General features: G+C 60.6%; 14 protein-coding genes. 7 read left to right on the plus strand and 7 right to left on the minus strand.

Features of this window, described 5'->3' with window-relative positions:
* Window positions 1–279: 279 nt before the first annotated feature.
* From PH605_RS08065 to PH605_RS08080, 4 genes are read right to left on the minus strand one after another with little or no spacing between them, the layout of a single operon-like run.
* Window positions 280–1,056 (minus strand): sugar phosphate isomerase/epimerase family protein, encoded by a 777-nt coding sequence (locus PH605_RS08065; protein WP_142844523.1) that lies wholly within the window; start codon window positions 1,054–1,056, stop codon window positions 280–282.
* Complete coding sequence (locus tag PH605_RS08070) at window positions 1,053–2,069, minus strand: hydroxyacid dehydrogenase (protein WP_142844522.1); 1,017 nt, start codon at window positions 2,067–2,069, stop codon at window positions 1,053–1,055. The genes PH605_RS08065 and PH605_RS08070 overlap by 4 nt, the downstream gene beginning before the upstream one ends.
* Window positions 2,066–3,943, minus strand: coding sequence for a DUF2264 domain-containing protein (locus PH605_RS08075; protein ID WP_142844521.1), 1,878 nt, complete (start codon window positions 3,941–3,943; stop codon window positions 2,066–2,068). The genes PH605_RS08070 and PH605_RS08075 overlap by 4 nt, the downstream gene beginning before the upstream one ends.
* Entirely contained in the window at window positions 3,936–5,000 is a 1,065-nt protein-coding gene (locus tag PH605_RS08080; RefSeq protein ID WP_142844520.1) for a LacI family DNA-binding transcriptional regulator, read from the minus strand. The genes PH605_RS08075 and PH605_RS08080 overlap by 8 nt, the downstream gene beginning before the upstream one ends.
* 112 nt (window positions 5,001–5,112) lie before the next feature.
* Here PH605_RS08080 and PH605_RS08085 point away from each other — a divergent pair, with 112 nt between their 5' ends.
* From PH605_RS08085 to PH605_RS08115, 7 genes are all read left to right on the plus strand, one after another.
* Window positions 5,113–6,405 (plus strand): ABC transporter substrate-binding protein, encoded by a 1,293-nt coding sequence (locus PH605_RS08085; protein WP_142844519.1) that lies wholly within the window; start codon window positions 5,113–5,115, stop codon window positions 6,403–6,405.
* 183 nt (window positions 6,406–6,588) lie between these two features.
* The gene (locus PH605_RS08090; protein WP_065656073.1) at window positions 6,589–7,518 is read left to right on the plus strand and encodes an ArsR/SmtB family transcription factor; all 930 of its coding nucleotides are present in this window, start codon (window positions 6,589–6,591) and stop codon (window positions 7,516–7,518) included.
* Window positions 7,519–7,640: 122 nt separating this feature from the next.
* The gene (gene arfA, locus PH605_RS08095) at window positions 7,641–9,152 is read left to right on the plus strand and encodes an arabinosylfuranosidase ArfA (protein WP_065656072.1); all 1,512 of its coding nucleotides are present in this window, start codon (window positions 7,641–7,643) and stop codon (window positions 9,150–9,152) included.
* Between the two features lie 7 nt (window positions 9,153–9,159).
* Window positions 9,160–10,233, plus strand: a complete 1,074-nt coding sequence (locus PH605_RS08100) for an ABC transporter ATP-binding protein (protein WP_065656071.1) — start codon at window positions 9,160–9,162, stop codon at window positions 10,231–10,233.
* A 73-nt stretch (window positions 10,234–10,306) separates the two neighbouring features.
* Window positions 10,307–11,581, plus strand: a complete 1,275-nt coding sequence (locus tag PH605_RS08105; RefSeq protein ID WP_142844518.1) for an extracellular solute-binding protein — start codon at window positions 10,307–10,309, stop codon at window positions 11,579–11,581.
* Between the two features lie 68 nt (window positions 11,582–11,649).
* A complete protein-coding gene (locus PH605_RS08110; RefSeq protein ID WP_059757167.1) occupies window positions 11,650–12,534 on the plus strand; it encodes a carbohydrate ABC transporter permease in 885 nt (294 codons plus the stop codon).
* A complete protein-coding gene (locus tag PH605_RS08115) occupies window positions 12,531–13,358 on the plus strand; it encodes a carbohydrate ABC transporter permease (RefSeq protein ID WP_065656069.1) in 828 nt (275 codons plus the stop codon). Before PH605_RS08110 ends, PH605_RS08115 begins: the two co-directional genes overlap by 4 nt.
* A 103-nt stretch (window positions 13,359–13,461) precedes the next feature.
* On the opposite strand, the gene PH605_RS08120 is transcribed toward PH605_RS08115, so the two are convergent.
* The 3 genes from PH605_RS08120 to PH605_RS08130 all read right to left on the minus strand — a co-directional run bounded on the left by PH605_RS08120 (window position 13,462) and on the right by PH605_RS08130 (window position 17,232).
* Window positions 13,462–14,787, minus strand: a complete 1,326-nt coding sequence (locus PH605_RS08120; protein ID WP_142844517.1) for an LLM class flavin-dependent oxidoreductase — start codon at window positions 14,785–14,787, stop codon at window positions 13,462–13,464.
* 406 nt (window positions 14,788–15,193) lie between these two features.
* Entirely contained in the window at window positions 15,194–16,315 is a 1,122-nt protein-coding gene (locus PH605_RS08125; protein ID WP_125146359.1) for a sn-glycerol-3-phosphate import ATP-binding protein UgpC, read from the minus strand.
* A 32-nt stretch (window positions 16,316–16,347) separates the two neighbouring features.
* Window positions 16,348–17,232, minus strand: coding sequence for an ABC transporter permease subunit (locus PH605_RS08130; RefSeq protein ID WP_065656066.1), 885 nt, complete (start codon window positions 17,230–17,232; stop codon window positions 16,348–16,350).

Raw genomic sequence — 17,232 nt, forward strand, 5'->3', positions numbered from 1 at the left:
TGGCAAAGATGGTAGGCGTCAATTTCGAGATTCTGCCCATCCCATTTAACGCTCGCACCATAATCTGCAATTGTCGCGGTTTTCCAGATGTCCTCAGATAGTAGTGGAGCCAGTAATCCTCCACCGGTGGCGATCCACCCTGTCAGATCAGCAGACGACTGGCCGCCGTCTGCCCATTCAACCGTGAGCAAGCCATGAGGTTTCGCTGTAATGCTTTTGACCCGTGGTATAATAACCTTCTCCCGTTAACCGGTAAGAGTAGACATTGATCGGTCGAGATTATGACTTATCAAAAATTTCTCCAAGTATCACCGCATCTTCCGCGAACTGCCCGACATCGTCGCCTTTGACGAATTCGAGCATCGCGAAAGCCGGTTTTTTCCAGGCGCCTTCCGGCAATGCATCCACGCACGCCCGCCAATAATCCGCGCGTTCGTGAAGCGGCAGGCGGCTGGTGTCGGCGAGCCAGGCGAAGACGTGGAGATGGCAGATGCGTGGGCCGAGTGCGGATATTTCCGCGAGTGCGTCCTCCAGCGGCAGGCCGGGGGCGGGTTGCCAGTAGAAAAACAGGTTGGGCATCGGCAAATCCTGCATGAGTTGCAGGGCCGAGGGCAGGGTGTCCGTCAGGGAGTTGGGGTGATATTCGAGGCCGATTGTGATGCCATGGTCGTGCGCCCGGCGGGCGATTGTCGCCAGCGCTTCCGTTGCCGCGCGGCGTTCTCCGGGGGAGTAATCGGCAGATGGGCGTCTGCGGCTGCCGGGCCAGATGCGGATATGGCCGGTGCCGAGGGCCTTTGCGGTTTCGAGCACGGCGGTCACATCTTCCGGCGCAAAATCCGGCGCAAAGATATAGGAGCCGTAGGAGGAGACGGAGAGGCCGGCTTCCGCCGTCCGCGCCGCCACATCCCTTGCATTTTCGAGATCGCCGGGCGGTACATGGATATCCGCGCCCCATTCGATGGACCTGATGCCGTTTGCGGCGGCAAGCTCGATGACGGCTTGTGGCGACAGGGAGCGGAAGGTGACGGAGCAGAGGCCCGGCTCGAAAAATCTCATGCGATCAGTTCCAGATGTTCCGGCCGCACCTGCTGTTGCAAGGGTGCCGCGCGGCAGAAGCGTTCGATTTCGGCAATCGCCATGTCGCCGAGCCTTGCGCGTTCAAGCCCGGTGGCGCCGGCGATATGCGGTGTCAGGAACACGTTCGGCAGGCTGTAAAAGGGTGAATCCGGCGGCGGCACTTCCGGGTCGGTCACGTCGATGACGGCTTCGATGCGTCCGGTTTTCAGTTCGGCCAGAAGCGCGTCTTCATCCACCAGTGCGCCGCGCGCCGTATTGATCAGGGTCGCGCCGTCCTTCATGCGGGCAAGCGCTGCCGCGCCGATCATATGCCGTGTCTGCGGCAAGGAGGGTGCATGCAGGGAAATGACATCGCTCACCGCCATCAGCTCCTCGAGCGACACAAGCTGCACGCCGAGCTTTTCCGCCTCCGCAGGGCTTAGAAGCGGATCGAAAAGGATGAGGTTGAGATCGAAGGGCTGCAACAGATTGATGACGCGACGTCCGATGCGCGATGCGCCGACGATGCCGACCGTCAGGCCGAGATTGCCGATGGCCTGCGCCTGTAACAGCTCGACAGGGGCGCGGTCGCGATGCTCCAGATAAAGGCGTCGGAAGCGGAAGGTGCGCTTGCCGGCGAGCAGGATCATCGCCAGAGAAAATTCGGCGACCGGCTGTGCATTCGCCTCCGCCGCGCTGCACACGGTAACGCCACGATCGAACACCGCTTGCGATAGGAAATATTTGACCGTGCCGGCGGCATGGGAAATCAGCCTGAGGCGCGGCATCAGCGCCAGTTCCCGCGCGCCGATATCCGGACAGCCCCAGCCGGTCAGAAGCATATCCGTCCGCGCCAGCTGCTCTTTCACTGCGGGATCGTGGAAATCGCAGATCCGCCCCGTGTCGAGAATATCGACGCTCTGCGACAGCCTTTCGAGCGCCTGCGGTGTCAGCACATGCTGGGTTCGCTCCGGGTCCATGGCAAGGCTGAGACGCGGAAGCGGGCTCGTCATTGCGGCTCTCCCGTTGCCGCCATGCTGCTGACCGGAACGCCCCGTTCCGCAAACAGGCGGTCGAGCGCCTCCATGTCCGGAAGTGCCGGAACTGTCGCCAACGCTGTTTCGCTTTCTGGCCCGGTCACCCCGACAAAGACCGCGCAGGCAAGCAGGGTCTCGCGCGCCGGAATCTCGCCCCGCAGTTGCGGCACCGTGGTCTTGGCGTTGATGAGATTGGTGTTGGGCAGCGCCTTCAGCGCCACGCCGTGGCGGGTAACGCTCGAACCGAGATCGACGATGGCGGATATGTCTGTGCCGCAATCGGCGGTCGCCCGGCCGGTCTCTTCGCGCACGGCATCGCGGTCGCCATCGTTGCGGTTGATTGCGAAGCCGCCTTCGGTCACCGAAAGGGGGCGGGCGGAGGTGATCCGGTGCAGCCTGATATGCCAGCCGCCAGCCGCAACCAGCGTCGTTTCAACCGCCACATCCGGGAAGGGCTTCCACGTTGCCCGCAGGCTTTCCGCGGCCAGCAGAACCTTTTCGTTGGTCTCGCGCACGCGGTAATGCAGGCCGTCTTCGGAGAATGCCAGCATATTGTCGAAACCGTTGGTACTGAAACCGCGCTCATCCACTTCGACGCCGAAACCGTAACGGGAGGAATAGGCGAATTTGGCATATTTCTCCGGCCCGCCGCGCATGGAGAGGTTTTCCTGCCCGCTGCAAAGCGCCGTGATGTTGCCGCTGGTCCGCATCATCACCATGCCGGGATGAATGAGTGGCTTTGGTTTTGCGGATGTTTCGGGCTGCTTTTCCTCCGCCTGCCAGAAGGGGTGGCTTTCCGGCAGGGCGAGCGGTAGGAAGGCTTTAAAGGCCCAATAGGGCGAGCCCGCCGAATTATAGCTTTCCGACATGGTGAGCTGCGGATAGGCGTAGCCGATGGAAAGCACGCCGTCGCGGTCGGCAATCGGCTTTTTCGCCCACCAGCGCAGATGTTGCAGATAAAGCCCCTTGATCTCGCCCCAGGGCAGCGCCTCCTCATCGGCAAAGGCAAGGCCGGCCCAGAAGCCGCCGCAGGCGAAGCGGTAGGTCATGGAGCGACCGAAGGCGAGCGTGCCGCCATCCTCATCGAACCAGCTGGCGAAATCGCCGGCAAAGAGGCGCGCCCGTTCCCGGTAGCGTGCGGCGTAGGCATCCTCAGGCTTGCTGAGTTTCGCGTAGATCAGGCCGTAAAAATGCATGGCAAAGGCGATGTAATGGTCGATGCGGCGGTAATTGCCATCGCGATACCAGCCGTCGGCGATATAGAATTCATCCAGTTCCTTCTGGAATGTTTCTGTCAGGCTGCGGTCGAAATCGATGCCAAGATGATCCAGCGCCATATCGACCATCACCCGGAAAAACTTCCAGTTATTGTCGGCGTAATTGCGCTCGCGCGCCGTCAGCAGATAGCGACGCACATTGTCTTTCTGCGCGTCCGAGAGCGGTTCCCACAGGTGCTGCGGCGCAAGCCGCAGCGCAAAACCGAGCGCGGCAAGCTCTACCAGCCGCTGATCCCTTTGGCGCACGTCGCCCCAATATTCGGGATGGGAAGGATCGGTGCCGTTGGCTATTCCCCGTGCCAGAAGCGGCCAATGGTCGAAATGATCGCCGCTCAGCGCAAGCGGTGCGATGCCCCAGAGCGGCCGGGCGAAACCTTCCAGATCAGCCGCCGCCCGGTCGAAATGCGCGGCGGTGCCGCTCAGCGTCACTCTTGCACCGCCCGGCGAAAAATAGGGAAGAAGCGGCGCAAAACTGTCGTCGAGCGCCCGCCGGACATCGGCGCGGCTTTTGAGCGGATTGCCGTGCAGCGGATTGAATCTGGCCATGGTGGGCTTACTCATGGTGTCATGCATCGCGTGCCGCCTTTCCTGTCTTTTTCGCCTTGCCGGCCGTCTGTCCTTCCACCAGCTGCACACCGAGCTGCACCTGGCGGGCATTGGCGGAGGGTTCCGTCAGCCGGCGGCGCATCAGTTCCACCGCCTCGCGGGCGATTTCTCGGCGGTCGACGCGGATCGTGCTGAGACGGGGCGTGGAGAGTTCGGCAAAGGGCAGGTCATCGAAGCCGATAATGGAAAGATCGTCCGGCACGGCGAGGCCAAGCTCCTGCGCCGCCCCGAGCGCCCCGAGCGCAATCGCGTCATTCATGCAGAAAATGCCGGTGAGTTCAGGGTTTTGGGCCAATAGCTGGCGAACCGCGTCGCCCGCCTGTCCGAAGCCGCTATCCGCCGTCGAAAGCAGAAACTCCTCATAGGTCGTTCCCTCTTCCTCAAGGATCGTGTGGCGGAAGCCGCGCATACGCTCCCTGATGGTGTGGCGATGATGCGGGCCGATATAGGCGACCTTGCGGTGACCGAGTTCCAGCAGCCGCCGCGCCGCCAGCGCGCCGCCGTAAAAATTGGAGGGCGAGACGCAGTCCAGCATCATGGAGGGATCGGCGCTGTTGACCAGAACCGGTTGCAGTACACCCTGCGTGATGCGGTGGATGATTTCATCCTCGGGATCGAGGCCGATGGCGAGAAGGCCGTCCACCTCGCAGACCCGCTGGGTCAGCGCATCATCCACCTGTTTCTGGTGCAAGAGCCGGATGTCGAGTTCGAAACCGTCGGTCTGGGCAAGGCTGCGCAGCATGTCGAAAATATCGTGATAAAAAGCGCCGATATCGCCGGTCGCCCTTTCGGCGGACATGAGTGCGAGGATTTTCTTGCCCTCCAGCGGGACGCCGCCGGTCTGGTTCGCAACCGGTCGCAACGGATAACCGAGCTCCGCGGCCACCCCCAGAACCTTGGTCTGGATCGACGCGCTGATACCTTTCTCTCCCGCAAGAACGCGCGAGACGGTGCTGATGGAAACGCCGGCGCGCTGGGCGATATCCGACTGGCGCGGGCGGCTGATGTCGGGCGTATCGTTCATATCGTCTCCTGCGCTTGCAAAAAATTCTGATATGATGCAAATATTGCAAATGAGGAAAATTTGCAAGAATTTTAGTAGTCAATGAAAAATTTGCAAAACGCGGGAGGAGCAGATGCAAACTATCGACAGACGTGGATTTTTGGTGACGGCGGCGCTGGCCGGTCTCGGCGTGGCGGCGGGTGGTCTTCGCGCGGCCGCGGCGGAGACCCGGCTTCGCTGCGTATGGTGGGGATCGGCCGACCGCAGCAAGCGCACCAACGACGTGATCGCCCTTTACCAGAAGGCTAACCCGCAAACGGAAATCAGCGGCGAAATGATCGCCGGTTCCGATTACTGGACCAAGCTTGCGACATCGATGGCGGGGCGCAACGTCGCCGATATCTTCCAGCTTGAACCTTCCACCATCGCCGATTATTCCGGCCGTGGCGCCTGCATGGAGCTGGACCAGTTCGTCGGCAAGTCGCTCGATCTTTCCACCTTCGGCAAAAGCGAGGTCGATCTCTGCCGCATCGACGGCAAGCTTTACGGCGTCGGCCTCGGGCTGAATTCCTTCTGCATGATGTATGATGCCGACACGCTGAAGGAAGCCGGCGTTTACGTGCCGCAGGACCAGATTACCTGGAAGGCGCTCTCTGAACTGGCGCGCGATTTCAAGAAGAACGGTCCGGCAAAACGGAACTACTGGGCGGTGCCCTATGGCGCGCGTTACCACTATGTTTTCGATGTCTGGCTGCGCCAGCGCGGCAAGTTGCTGTTTCAGGACGGCACCATCGGCTTCAACAAGGAAGATGCGAAGGAATGGTTCGCCTATTGGGAGGATCTGCGCGAGAACAAGCTCTGCGTTTCCGCCGATATCCAGACGCGTGACGACAATACCATCGAATCCAACGCCCTGACGCTTGGCAATTCGGCTATCGGCTTTGCTTATTCCAACCAGCTTGTCGGTTATCAGAAGCTCAATAAACAAACGCTGTCCATCGGCATGCTGCCGGGTGAGGGGCCGGGCAAGCCGACCGGGCATTATTACCGGCCGGGCCTCATCTGGTCCATTTCGTCCACCTCGACCAATGCGGAAGCGGCGGCGAAATTCATCAACTTCTTCGTCAACGATCTGGAAGCCGGCAAGGTGCTCGGCGTCGAGCGTGGCGTGCCGCCCGCCAAGGTCGTGCGGGAAGCATTGCTGCCGAGCCTCAACGAGACCGAGCGCAAGACGGTGGATTATATCGAAAGCCTGTCGGGCAAGCTCGATACCTATCCGGAACCCGCACCGATCGGCGCCAACGAGTTCGACCGCGGCGTGATGCGTCCCATTGCCGATTCGCTCGCCTTCGGCCGCGCCAGCGTGGATGAAGCGGCGCAAAACCTCGTCGACACCGGCACGCGGACCCTGCGCAAGCGCGGCTGACGACGAAACGGGCACCGCCACGCGGTATCGAGACCGTGTGGCGGTGCTCTTTTTTGTGAAGTGACGGGGGTGAATGGCGCTTCACGCCTTTCAAAAGCACCAGCATGACAAACAGCACTGGACAAGTGCATGGCATTTAAGCCAGAAATTCTGATCTGGATCGATAAATCTGAAGATTAGAATATGGCGCCCAATTTCCTCCTCGTTGATGCTGAAAAAGAATTCGATGTCCTGAAAGCGGCGGCGTCGCTGATCCGCGTGCAGATATTGAAGTTACTGCATGAGGCGAGCGGCCTCAACGTCAACGAAATTGCGCAGAGACTGGAGCTTCCCCAGTCCACCGTTTCCGCCGGAGTGGCCGTTCTCGAGGAAGCGGGGTTGCTGCGAACCGAAACGCGCAAGGCGCGCAAGGGCAACCAGAAAATCTGTTTCGCCACCTGTGACGAACTGATTGTTTCCTTCCGAAAACCCGAGGCGCCGGCCGCATCAAATTACATCGCGGTCGCTATGCCGCTCGGTCTCTACACCCAAAGTTCGGTAACCGCGCCCTGCGGCATTTGCTCGCCGGAGGGCATCATCGGCCTTCTCGATGTGCCCGATACATTCATGGATCCGGACCGCATGAAGGCGGCGCTGCTATGGTTGACCTCCGGCTTCGTGGAATATCAATTTCCCAACAATGCCAAGATTCAAGGCCGGGAAGTCGAAGAAATCGAGTTTTCGATGGAGGTCAGCTCTGAAGTGCCGGGAACGCACAGCAACTGGCCGTCCGATATTACGCTATCCGTCAACGGCCGGGAAATCGGCGTCTGGACCTCGCCCGGCGACTTCGGCGACAAGCGCGGTGCGTTTACGCCGGACTGGTGGAAGCTCTCCGGTTCCCAATATGGCATGCTCAAGACCTGGCGCATCACCGCGCAGGGAACCTATGTCGACGGAACCCGGATTTCGGATGTGACGCTGGCGGATATCGATCTGACCAGCCACCGTTCCATCCGCCTGCGCATCGAGGTCAAGGCCGATGCAAAACATCCGGGCGGGCTGAATATCTTTGGCCGCGGCTTCGGGAATTACGATCAGGACATCGTTCTGCGCCTGCGCACCGCAGGCTGATCCAGCCAATTTTCAAAAGTATGATTTTCGCGGTTGACAGGCGCGGATTCCCTCGGCAACTATATTATCAAATATGGTTCATATCATATTTTAAGATATAAATGCGCAGGGAGGAGAGCCTTATGAAAGCGCGGGTTTCAGTCCACCGGGACTTCCGGATTGGGCGTATCGACGATCGTCTTTATTCCGCCTTCATCGAACATATGGGGCGTGCCATCTATGGCGGCATCTATGAGCCCGGCCATCCGCAGGCGGACGCGAATGGCTTCCGCAGGGACGTTCTGAAATTCGTGCAGGACCTGAAAATTCCGGCCATCCGTTATCCCGGCGGCAACTTCGTTTCCGCCTATCGCTGGGAAGACGGCATTGGGCCGCGCGACCAGCGCCCCATCCGTCTCGATCTCGCATGGCGCTCCAAGGAAACCAACCAGATCGGTATCAACGAATTCGCCGACTGGGCGCAGATGGCCGGCATCGAGATGATGCTCGCCGTCAATCTCGGTTCCCGTGGTCTGGATGACGCCCGCAATTTCCTCGAATATGTGAATTTTCCGGGCGGCACCACGCTCAGCGATTTGCGCCGCAGCCATGGCGCGGAAAAGCCCCACGGCGTGAAAATGTGGTGCCTCGGCAACGAGATGGACGGTCCCTGGCAGATCGGTCACAAGACGGCGGTGGAATATGGCCGTCTGGCCAATGAAACCGCCAAGGCCTTCAAGGGTTTCGATCCGACGATTGAAGCGATTGTCTGCGGCAGCTCCAATGACGGCATGCCGACCTATCCCGAGTGGGAGCGCGAGGTGCTGGAGGAATGCTATGAGAATGTCGACCACATCTCGCTGCACAAATATTTCGGCAATAACAGCCGCGACACGCTGAATTATTTCGGCAAGATCGAGGAAACCGGGCGCTATATCCAGACGATCGCCGGTGTCATCGATTATGTGAAGGCGAAGAAGCGCGCAAAGAACGATGTGTCCATCTGCTTCGACGAATGGAACGTCTGGTATCACATCCGCGAAGAAGACGGCAAACGCATCAAGAGCTGGGACTGGCCGGAGGCGCCTGCACTTCTGGAAGAGACATACAACTTCGAAGATGCGCTTTTTGTCGCCGGCCTGCTCAATGAGTTCATCCGCCGTTCGGACCGCGTGCGCATCGCCTGCATCGCCCAGCTCGTCAATGTCATCGCCCCCATCCGGGCGGAAAAGAACGGGCCTGCATGGCGGCAGACGATCTATTATCCCTATCAGTTCGCCTCGCTTTATGGCCGTGGCGTCGCGCTGAACGTCGCCGTCGATTGCCCGACTTACGATTGCAACGCGGCCGACGACGTCAAATATCTCGATGTTGCCGGTGTTTACGACGAGGCGGAAGGCGTCGTGACGCTGTTCGTGCTCAACCGCCATCTGACAGAGGCGGCGGAGATCGATGTCAGCCTCACCGGCTATTCCTCCGCCACTCTCAGCCTGCATCTTGCCATGGCGGGATATGATCTGCGTCTCGGCAACGGCCCGGATCAGCCGGATCGCGTCGTGCCGGTGCCCGGCAGCGGCGTCGCCGTGGAGGACGGGGCGCTGAAGGGTTCGGTGCCGGCACTGTCCTATCATGTGCTGCGGCTGAAGGTTCAGTGAGGCGGCCATGGGTGTCCGTCTCAACAATGTCGCCAAGTCCTTCGGATCCTTCGCGGCGATCCGGGATGTTTCGATGGAAATCCCAGCCGGCAGCTTCGCGGTCTTCGTGGGGCCTTCCGGCTGCGGAAAATCCACCCTGTTGCGCATGATCGCCGGCCTTGAGGAAACCAGCGGCGGGCGCATCGCCATCGATGAGCGTGATGTCACCGCGGTCGAACCGGCGGATCGCGGGGTTGCGATGGTGTTCCAGAACTATGCGCTCTATCCGCATCTGACGGTGTTCGAGAACATGGCGTTCAGCCTGCGTCTTGCCCGCCGACCGAAGGCGGAAGTGACGGAGAGGGTGGGCGAGGCCGCGCGCATCCTCCAGCTTGAGGAGCATCTGCACAAACGGCCCTCGCAGCTTTCCGGCGGCCAGAGGCAGCGCGTAGCCATCGGCCGCGCCATCGTGCGGCAGCCGAAGGTCTTCCTGTTCGATGAGCCGCTGTCCAATCTGGACGCCGAACTGCGGGTGCAGATGCGGCTGGAACTGACCCGGCTTCACCGCAAGCTGGGCGCGACGATGATCTATGTCACGCACGACCAGGTGGAGGCCATGACGCTCGCGGACAGGATTTTCGTGCTGAAGGGCGGCATCGTGCAGCAAGCGGGGGCGCCGCTTGCCCTTTATGACGATCCGGACAACCGCTTCGTGGCCGGTTTTATCGGATCGCCCGCGATGAATTTCCTGCGGGCCGATATCGTCTCCCAGGCGGATGGCATCGTGACGCTCGCGCCCGAGGGCGGGGCGGGGCATTTCAGGGCCCGGCTTGCCCAGTCCGTTTCCCCCGGCCAGCGGGTCGAGATCGGAATTCGGCCGGAGCATCTGACGATTACGGAACAGGGCGCCCTGCCGGTCGTCGTCGAGGTTGCGGAAGAGCTTGGCGATCTTTCCTACCTCTATACCCGCACCGGATCCGGGAAGGAAATCATCGTGCAGCGGCAGGGCACGCGGGAAAGGCTGGATGGCCGGTCGGTATCGCTTACCGCCTCGCCCGACCATGTACTTGTCTTCGACGATAACGGCAGACGGTTGCGATAGGCGCGAGGAGGCGTCTTTCGAAACAGCAAACCATCCCACAACGGGATGTTCTATCAAACGGGAGGAGTGAACGATGCGACTGATCAAGACATTGCTTGTTGGTGCGGCTCTGGGTCTCAGCGCCCTGCCGGCTCTCGCGAAGCAGGATATCGTCTGGTGGGACTTTCTGTCGGGCGGTGACGGCGTGCGCATGAAGGCGTTGATCGATGCCTTCAACAAGGAACACCCCGACATCCAGATCAAGGGAACGACGCTCGAATGGGGCGTGCCCTTTTATACCAAGGTGCGCACGGCCTCCGCGGTGGGTGAGGGGCCGGATATCATGACCTATCACCTGTCACGCGCGCCGCTCGGCCTTGAAGAAAAAGTGCTGAGCGAAATCACCGAAAAGGATCTCGAGGATGCGGGGCTGAAGGCTGGAGACTTCTTCAGCGCACCCGTGGATGCGGCCACCCAGAACGGCAAACTCTACGCCGTGCCCTTCGATATCCACGCGCTTGTCCTTTATTACAACGCCGATCTTCTCAAAGGCTCGCCCTATCTCGACGCCGAGGGCAAGCTGACCGGCATCAAGACGATCGAGGATTTCGAGAAGGCGCTGGCCTGGGCGAAGGACAATGGCGTTGAGACGCCGATCACCTATCAATCGGGTGGCGAAGGCGGGGTGTGGCGCGTCTTTTATACGCTGCTGTCGCAACAGGGCGGCGAACTCGTCACTGAAAAAGAGGTTCTGGCCGACGACAATGCCGAAAAGGCGGCAAAGGCCATCGAGACCATGTCCAGATGGCGGGAAAACGGCTGGGCCCCGGAACAGGCGGAATATGAAGCCTCGGTGGCGCTGTTTTCCGCCGGCAAATCCGCGTTCCAGCTGAACGGCGTTTGGGAAGTTCCGACCTACAAGGATCTGGAAAAGAACGGCAAGCTCGGCTTCAAATGGAGTGCGGTGGAAGTGCCGCCCCTGATGGGCAAGCGCGCCACCTGGGCGGATTCCCATGCTTTCGCCATTCCGAATGAAGGCGATAAAACGGTCTCCGGCGAAAAACGCGCTGCGGTGATGAAGGTGATCGGCTGGATGGAAAAACACGCCATCAGCTGGGCCGATGCCGGGCATATTCCCGCTTACAAGTCCATCACCGAAAGCAGCGAATACAAGGCGATGCAGCCGAATGCCACCTATGCCTCGCTGGCGGAAGCGGCGGTGTTCGATCCGAAGACCACCATAACCGGGGTCGCTTCCCCGGCCTATGACGCCGCTCTCAACGTCATCGCCCCTGCCATTCAGGGCTTCATGAGCAGCACCGACGCCGTGGAGCAGATCAAGGATGAGCTGCAGGGCAAGCTCAAGTAATCGACAGCCTGCCCTCCGGTTTGAGGCCGCAGGGCAGGCTGCAATGCGCAAGCTCCCGGAGACATTCCATGGCAATGATTGAAAACCGGCGCAAGAAATCGCTGATCGCGCTGTCGATGGTGACGCCGTTCGTTCTGGTCTTCACCACCTTCTTTCTTTATCCGCTGATAGAGATGGTGCGCATGAGCTTCACCGATGCGCCGCTGATCGGTGAGGGAAACTGGGTCGGTCTGGAGAATTACGCGAAGCTGCTGGGCGACCGCCTGTTCGTCACCTCGCTCAAGAACAACGGTTATTTTGTGCTTCTGACCGTCGTGCCCACGACCGCCATCGCCCTGATGATCGCTCTCGCCATCAGCCGCCTTTCGGGCGTGAAGCAGACGATTGCCATGAGCCTGTTTTTCCTGCCCTATGTGCTGCCGGTTTCGGTCGTCACCGAAATCTGGGCGTGGATGCTCGATCTGCAGTTCGGCATTCTCCAGCCGGTCATATCGCTGCTGGCGGGCAAACCCGTCGCCGTTTTCAAGAACCCCTACTGGGTCATGCCGATGGTCGCCGTCGTCACCATCTGGTGGACGAACGGCTTTAATGTGCTGCTCTTCATTGCCGGGTTGCGGAACATACCGGCCGAGCTTTATGAGGCGGCCGCTCTGGATGGCGCGACGACCTGGCAGCGCTTCCGCCGCGTCACCTGGCCGCTTCTGTGGCCGGTCACTGCGCTGGTGCTGACGCTGCAACTGATCCTGCAGCTGAAGATATTCGACCAGATCTATCTCTTAAGCGGCGGCGGGCCGTTCAATTCCAGCTTCGTTCTGCTTCTCAAGGTCTATCGCGAGGCCTTCCAGATGAACAATGGCGGTTATGCGTCTGCCGTCGCGACGGTGCTTTTCCTGCTGATCGTCATCGTTTCCGTTTTCCAGTTCCAGCTGCTGCGCATCCGGAGGAATTCATGAGCCCGATGAGAAAATTCGAGAACCTCGTTCTGACGCTGCTGACTTTTTCGGCGGCCCTCGTCTGGATTTTTCCGCTCTACTGGAGCTTCGTCACCTCGCTTCGCGCCGATGAGAACGTTGCCGGCAACATGTCGCTTTTGCCGGACGAGTTTCGCCTCGGCGCTTATTTCAATGCGATATTCAATACCCGGCTGATGACCTGGTATGTGAACTCCATCGGCGTCGCCGTCATCGTCACGATCTCGGTGCTGTTCATTTCCATGCTCTGCGCCTATGCGCTGTCGCAGATACGCTTTCCGGGCAGGCGGCTGCTTTATGGCATCGTGCTGGCAAGCTTTATGGTGCCGGCGCAAACGCTGGTCGTCACCCAGTTCATCCTGATGAAGAACCTCAACCTCATCAACACCTGGGCGGGCATCATCCTGCCGCAGTTGATCACGCCCATCGTCATCATCGTCTACAAGCAGTTTTTCGACAGCGTGCCGAAGGAGATGCGCGAAGCGGTGGTGCTGGATGGCGGCGGTGAATACACGATCCTGTTCCGGGTCTATCTGCCGCTCAACTGGGGCATCACGACCGCCATGGCGATCGTGACCTTCATTACGGTATGGAACGCCTTCTTCTGGCCCTTCCTCGTGGTCACTTCCGAAAACATGATGACGATCCCGGTCGGCATCACCCAGGTCAACGACGCTTTCGGCGTCGCCTATGCGCGGCTGATGGCCGTCGCCATGCTGGCGGCCCTGCCGGTCATCATCGCCTATGTCATCTTCCAGCGGCGCGTGACGGAGGCGATCATGATTTCGTCGGGTGTGAAGGGGTGAGTGGGCATTGTGCAGGGCGGTCAGTACCTCGTTCTTGAGACTGGAGAGCTGTGGCGCGAAAAATCTCCCTACCGGGAGCGCAATCGGCGCGACGGCGCTTTATTCAGGTGAAAAAACGATTGGCTGGTCGTTGCAGGCCAAGATGGTCGCGCAATGTCGGCCCCTCATAGTCCCTGCGGAACAGCCCGCGCCTTTGCAGTTCCGGCACTACCTTCGTCGTGAAGTCGTCGAGGCCGGCAGGCAGGAAAGGGAAGGTGACATTGAAACCGTCCGAACCCTCTTCATGGAGCCATTGCTCCATCTCGTCAGCGATGGTCTTTGGTGTGCCGACGAAGGCAAGGCCCGCATAACCGCCCAGCCGCTGGGCAAGCTGGCGCACCGTCAGGCCCTCGCTTCGGGCAAGCTCGATCACCCTTTCACGGCTGGATTTGCTGGCGTTCGTTTCCGGAATATCAGGCAGGGGACCATCGGGATCGAAGCCGGAAACATCGTGGCCGAGCGCAATCGAGAGCGAGGCGATTGCGCTGTCATAATGGACGAGACTGTCGAGCCGGGCGCGTTTGGCCTTCGCCTCTTCAACGCTGTCGCCGACGAGAACGAAAGCGCCCGGCAGGATGACAATTCCGTCGCGTGAACGGCCAGCGGCGACGGTCCTGTCCTTGACGTCCTTATAAAAAGCCTTGCCCGCCGCAAGCGTGGGTGTTGCGGCAAAAACCACCTCTGCCGTCTCGGCGGCAAGCTGGCGTCCCGGCTCGGAAGCTCCGGCCTGCACGATGACGGGCCAGCCCTGCACCGGGCGCGCGATGTTGAGCGGCCCGCGCACGGAAAATTCAGGTCCCTTGTGGCCCAGCACATGCATCTTTTCGGGATCGAAGAACAGGCCGCTGTCGACATCGCGGATAAAGGCGTCGTCGGAAAAGGAATCCCAGAGACCGGTGACGACATCGTAAAATTCCCGCGCGCGGCCATAGCGCTCGGCATGATCCGGCTGTTCCTCGCGGCCGAAGTTCCGGGCCGCGTCGGGATTTGACGTGGTGACGATGTTCCAGCCGGCGCGACCGTTGCTGAGGTGATCGAGCGAGGCGAAACGCCGGGCGACGTGATATGGCTCATCGAAGGTGGTGGAGGCGGTGGCGACCAGCCCGATGCGGGAGGTGACGGCGGCGAGCGCCGAAAGCAGGGTGAAGGGCTCGAAGGAGGTGACGGTGTGGCTGCGGCGCAGCGCCTCGGTGGGCATGTTCAGCACCGCCAGATGATCGGCCATGAAGAAGGCATCGAACTTCGCGGCCTCGAGCTGTTGCGCGAAGCGCGCCAGATGGGCGAAATTGAAATTCGCATCGGGGAAGGCGCCCGGATAACGCCATGCGCCCGTGTGGAGACTGACGGGCCGCATGAAGGCGCCGAGATGCAGTTTGCGATCATTTGCCATTGGGCTTCACTTTCGTCGATGTTTTGGCTTGCGCGGCGCGTTTGCCGCAGGCAGGCCTTTGCTCGTCGCGACGATATCCCCGCCGGGGGATTGGCGCGGCAAAGACTATTCCGATTATGATTTCCGAACCGAAAGATTTTTGCTGAAATTCTGCATCTGGCGATGATCCCGTGGCGGTAGCCGCTCGGTCATCTTTGAAGTGCAACGGCGCAGTGGCCGCGGCAAGACAGTTGACGGTGGATGCTTTCGCTGTCAAATTTCCATGAAGAAATATATAATATTCAATATATTAAATAGGTTTTCTGATGTGATTTATCCGACTTGATCAGTCATTCGACACCATCGCTTCCGGAGCCGGTGCGGGTGGACTATATCCGAAACCGCACCGGAGGCATCTTACGCGGGCCTAAACCGCCAGCAGTTTCTCGTTGCCGATGCGGGTGGTTTCGACGGCGCCCTCGGTTTCGATCCGTTTTCCCGTGGCCGGATCGAAGAAATGAAGGTGGGCGGCGGGGAGATCGAGGTGGATGCGCTGGCCGGGTTTCACCGAAAGGTCCTCACCGATGGCGGCGGAGAAGGTCTCGCCGGCGATATCGGCATGGACGATGCGGCCGGAGCCCAGTTCTTCGACAAAATCCACAACTGCCGGCACGCCGGCGCCATCCGTGCTGACCACGCACTGTTCCGGGCGGATGCCGACGGTCACGTCGCGGCCGCGCAGTTCCAGCGCGGTTTCGGGGAAGAGCTTTACGGGCGTGCCATGCAGCATCACGGCGGGGGATTCCACTTCCACCCTCGTGTTGAACAGGTTCATGGCAGGCGAGCCGATGAAAGAGGCAACGAAGGTGCTGGCCGGGCGGTGATAGATATCCAGCGGATGGCCGACCTGCTCAACATTGCCCCTGTTCATCACCACCAGCCGGTCGGCCAGCGTCATGGCCTCCACCTGATCGTGGGTGACGAAAATGGAGGTGGCGGAGAGGCGCTGGTGCAGCTTGCGGATTTCCGCGCGCATGGTCACGCGCAGCTTGGCGTCGAGGTTGGAGAGCGGCTCGTCGAAGAGAAACACTGCAGGTTCGCGGATGATGGCGCGGGCCATGGCGACGCGCTGGCGCTGGCCGCCGGAAAGGGCCGCGGGCTTGCGCTCAAGATAATCGGAAAGGCCGACGATCTTTGCGGTCTCCTCGATGCGGCGCTGGCGTTCGGCCTTCGGAACGCCCGCGACCTTCAGCGCATAGCCGATATTGCCGGCCACCGACATATGCGGATAAAGCGCGTAGTTCTGGAACACCATGGCGCAGCCACGCTCGCGCGGTTCCAGCGTGTTGACCACCCGCCCGCCAATGGCGATCTCGCCGGAGGTGATGTCCTCCAGACCGGCGATCATGCGCAGAAGCGTGGATTTGCCGCAGCCCGACGGGCCGAGGATGACGACGAATTCGCCGGAGTCGAAGGTGAGGTCCACGCCGTGCAGGGTGGGCGTCTTGCCATAGGATTTGCGGACCTGACGGATATCGATCTGAGCCATGATGGGAAACCTTGTTGTTGAAAGCCGCGCTGTTACTTGTCGGACGATACGAGGCCGCGGACGAACCAGCGTTGCAGGAAGGCCACGACGAGAAGCGGCGGCAGGATGATGATGAGGGAACCGGCCAGCGTGACGTTCCAGTCCGGCGTGCCGTCATCGGCGGGCAGAAGCGCGCGCAGCGACATCATCACCGTCTTGTAGGACGGATCGGTGATCATCAGCAGCGGCCACAGATACTGGTTCCAGGCGTAAACGAACATGATGGTGGTGAGCGCCAGCATGTTGGTGCGCGACAGCGGCAGCAGCATGTCCACGAAGAAACGCGCCGCACCCGAACCGTCCATGCGCGCGGCCTCCGCCAGCTCGTCCGGGATCGTCATGAAGAACTGCCGGTAGAGAAAGGTGCCGGTGGCGGTGGCGATCAGCGGCAGGGTGAGGCCGGCATAGGAGTTCAGCAGGTTCCATTCCAACGTGACCTCGATGCCGAACAGGCCGAGGATGGAGCGGAACGGTTGGAACAGATCGGCGGCGACGGAATAGGTCGGCACCACGCGCACTTCGAGCGGCAGCATCAGGGTGATGAACACCGTCCAGAAGAACAGATGCCTGAGCGGCGAACGGAAGAACACGATGGCGAAGGCGGTGAAGGCCGAGAGGGCCACCTTGCCGACGGTCACCAGCGTCGCCATGATGATACTGTTGAGGAGGGCGTTGCCAAGATTGGCGCGTTGCCAGGCCGCCTGCGCATTGGTGAAGAATTCGCCCTGCGGCATGAAGCTGAAGGGGACGCTGTTGACCTGCTGGACCGACTGGCTGGCGCCCGAAATGACGACGATGAAAGGGCCGATGAGCAGGACGAAGCCGGCCACCATGATCGCATAGGTCAGGGCGTCGGCATAGGGTGTGCGCTGGATCAT

The organism is Agrobacterium sp. CFBP 3001, assembly GCF_027871605.1.
GTDB lineage: Bacteria > Pseudomonadota > Alphaproteobacteria > Rhizobiales > Rhizobiaceae > Agrobacterium > Agrobacterium leguminum.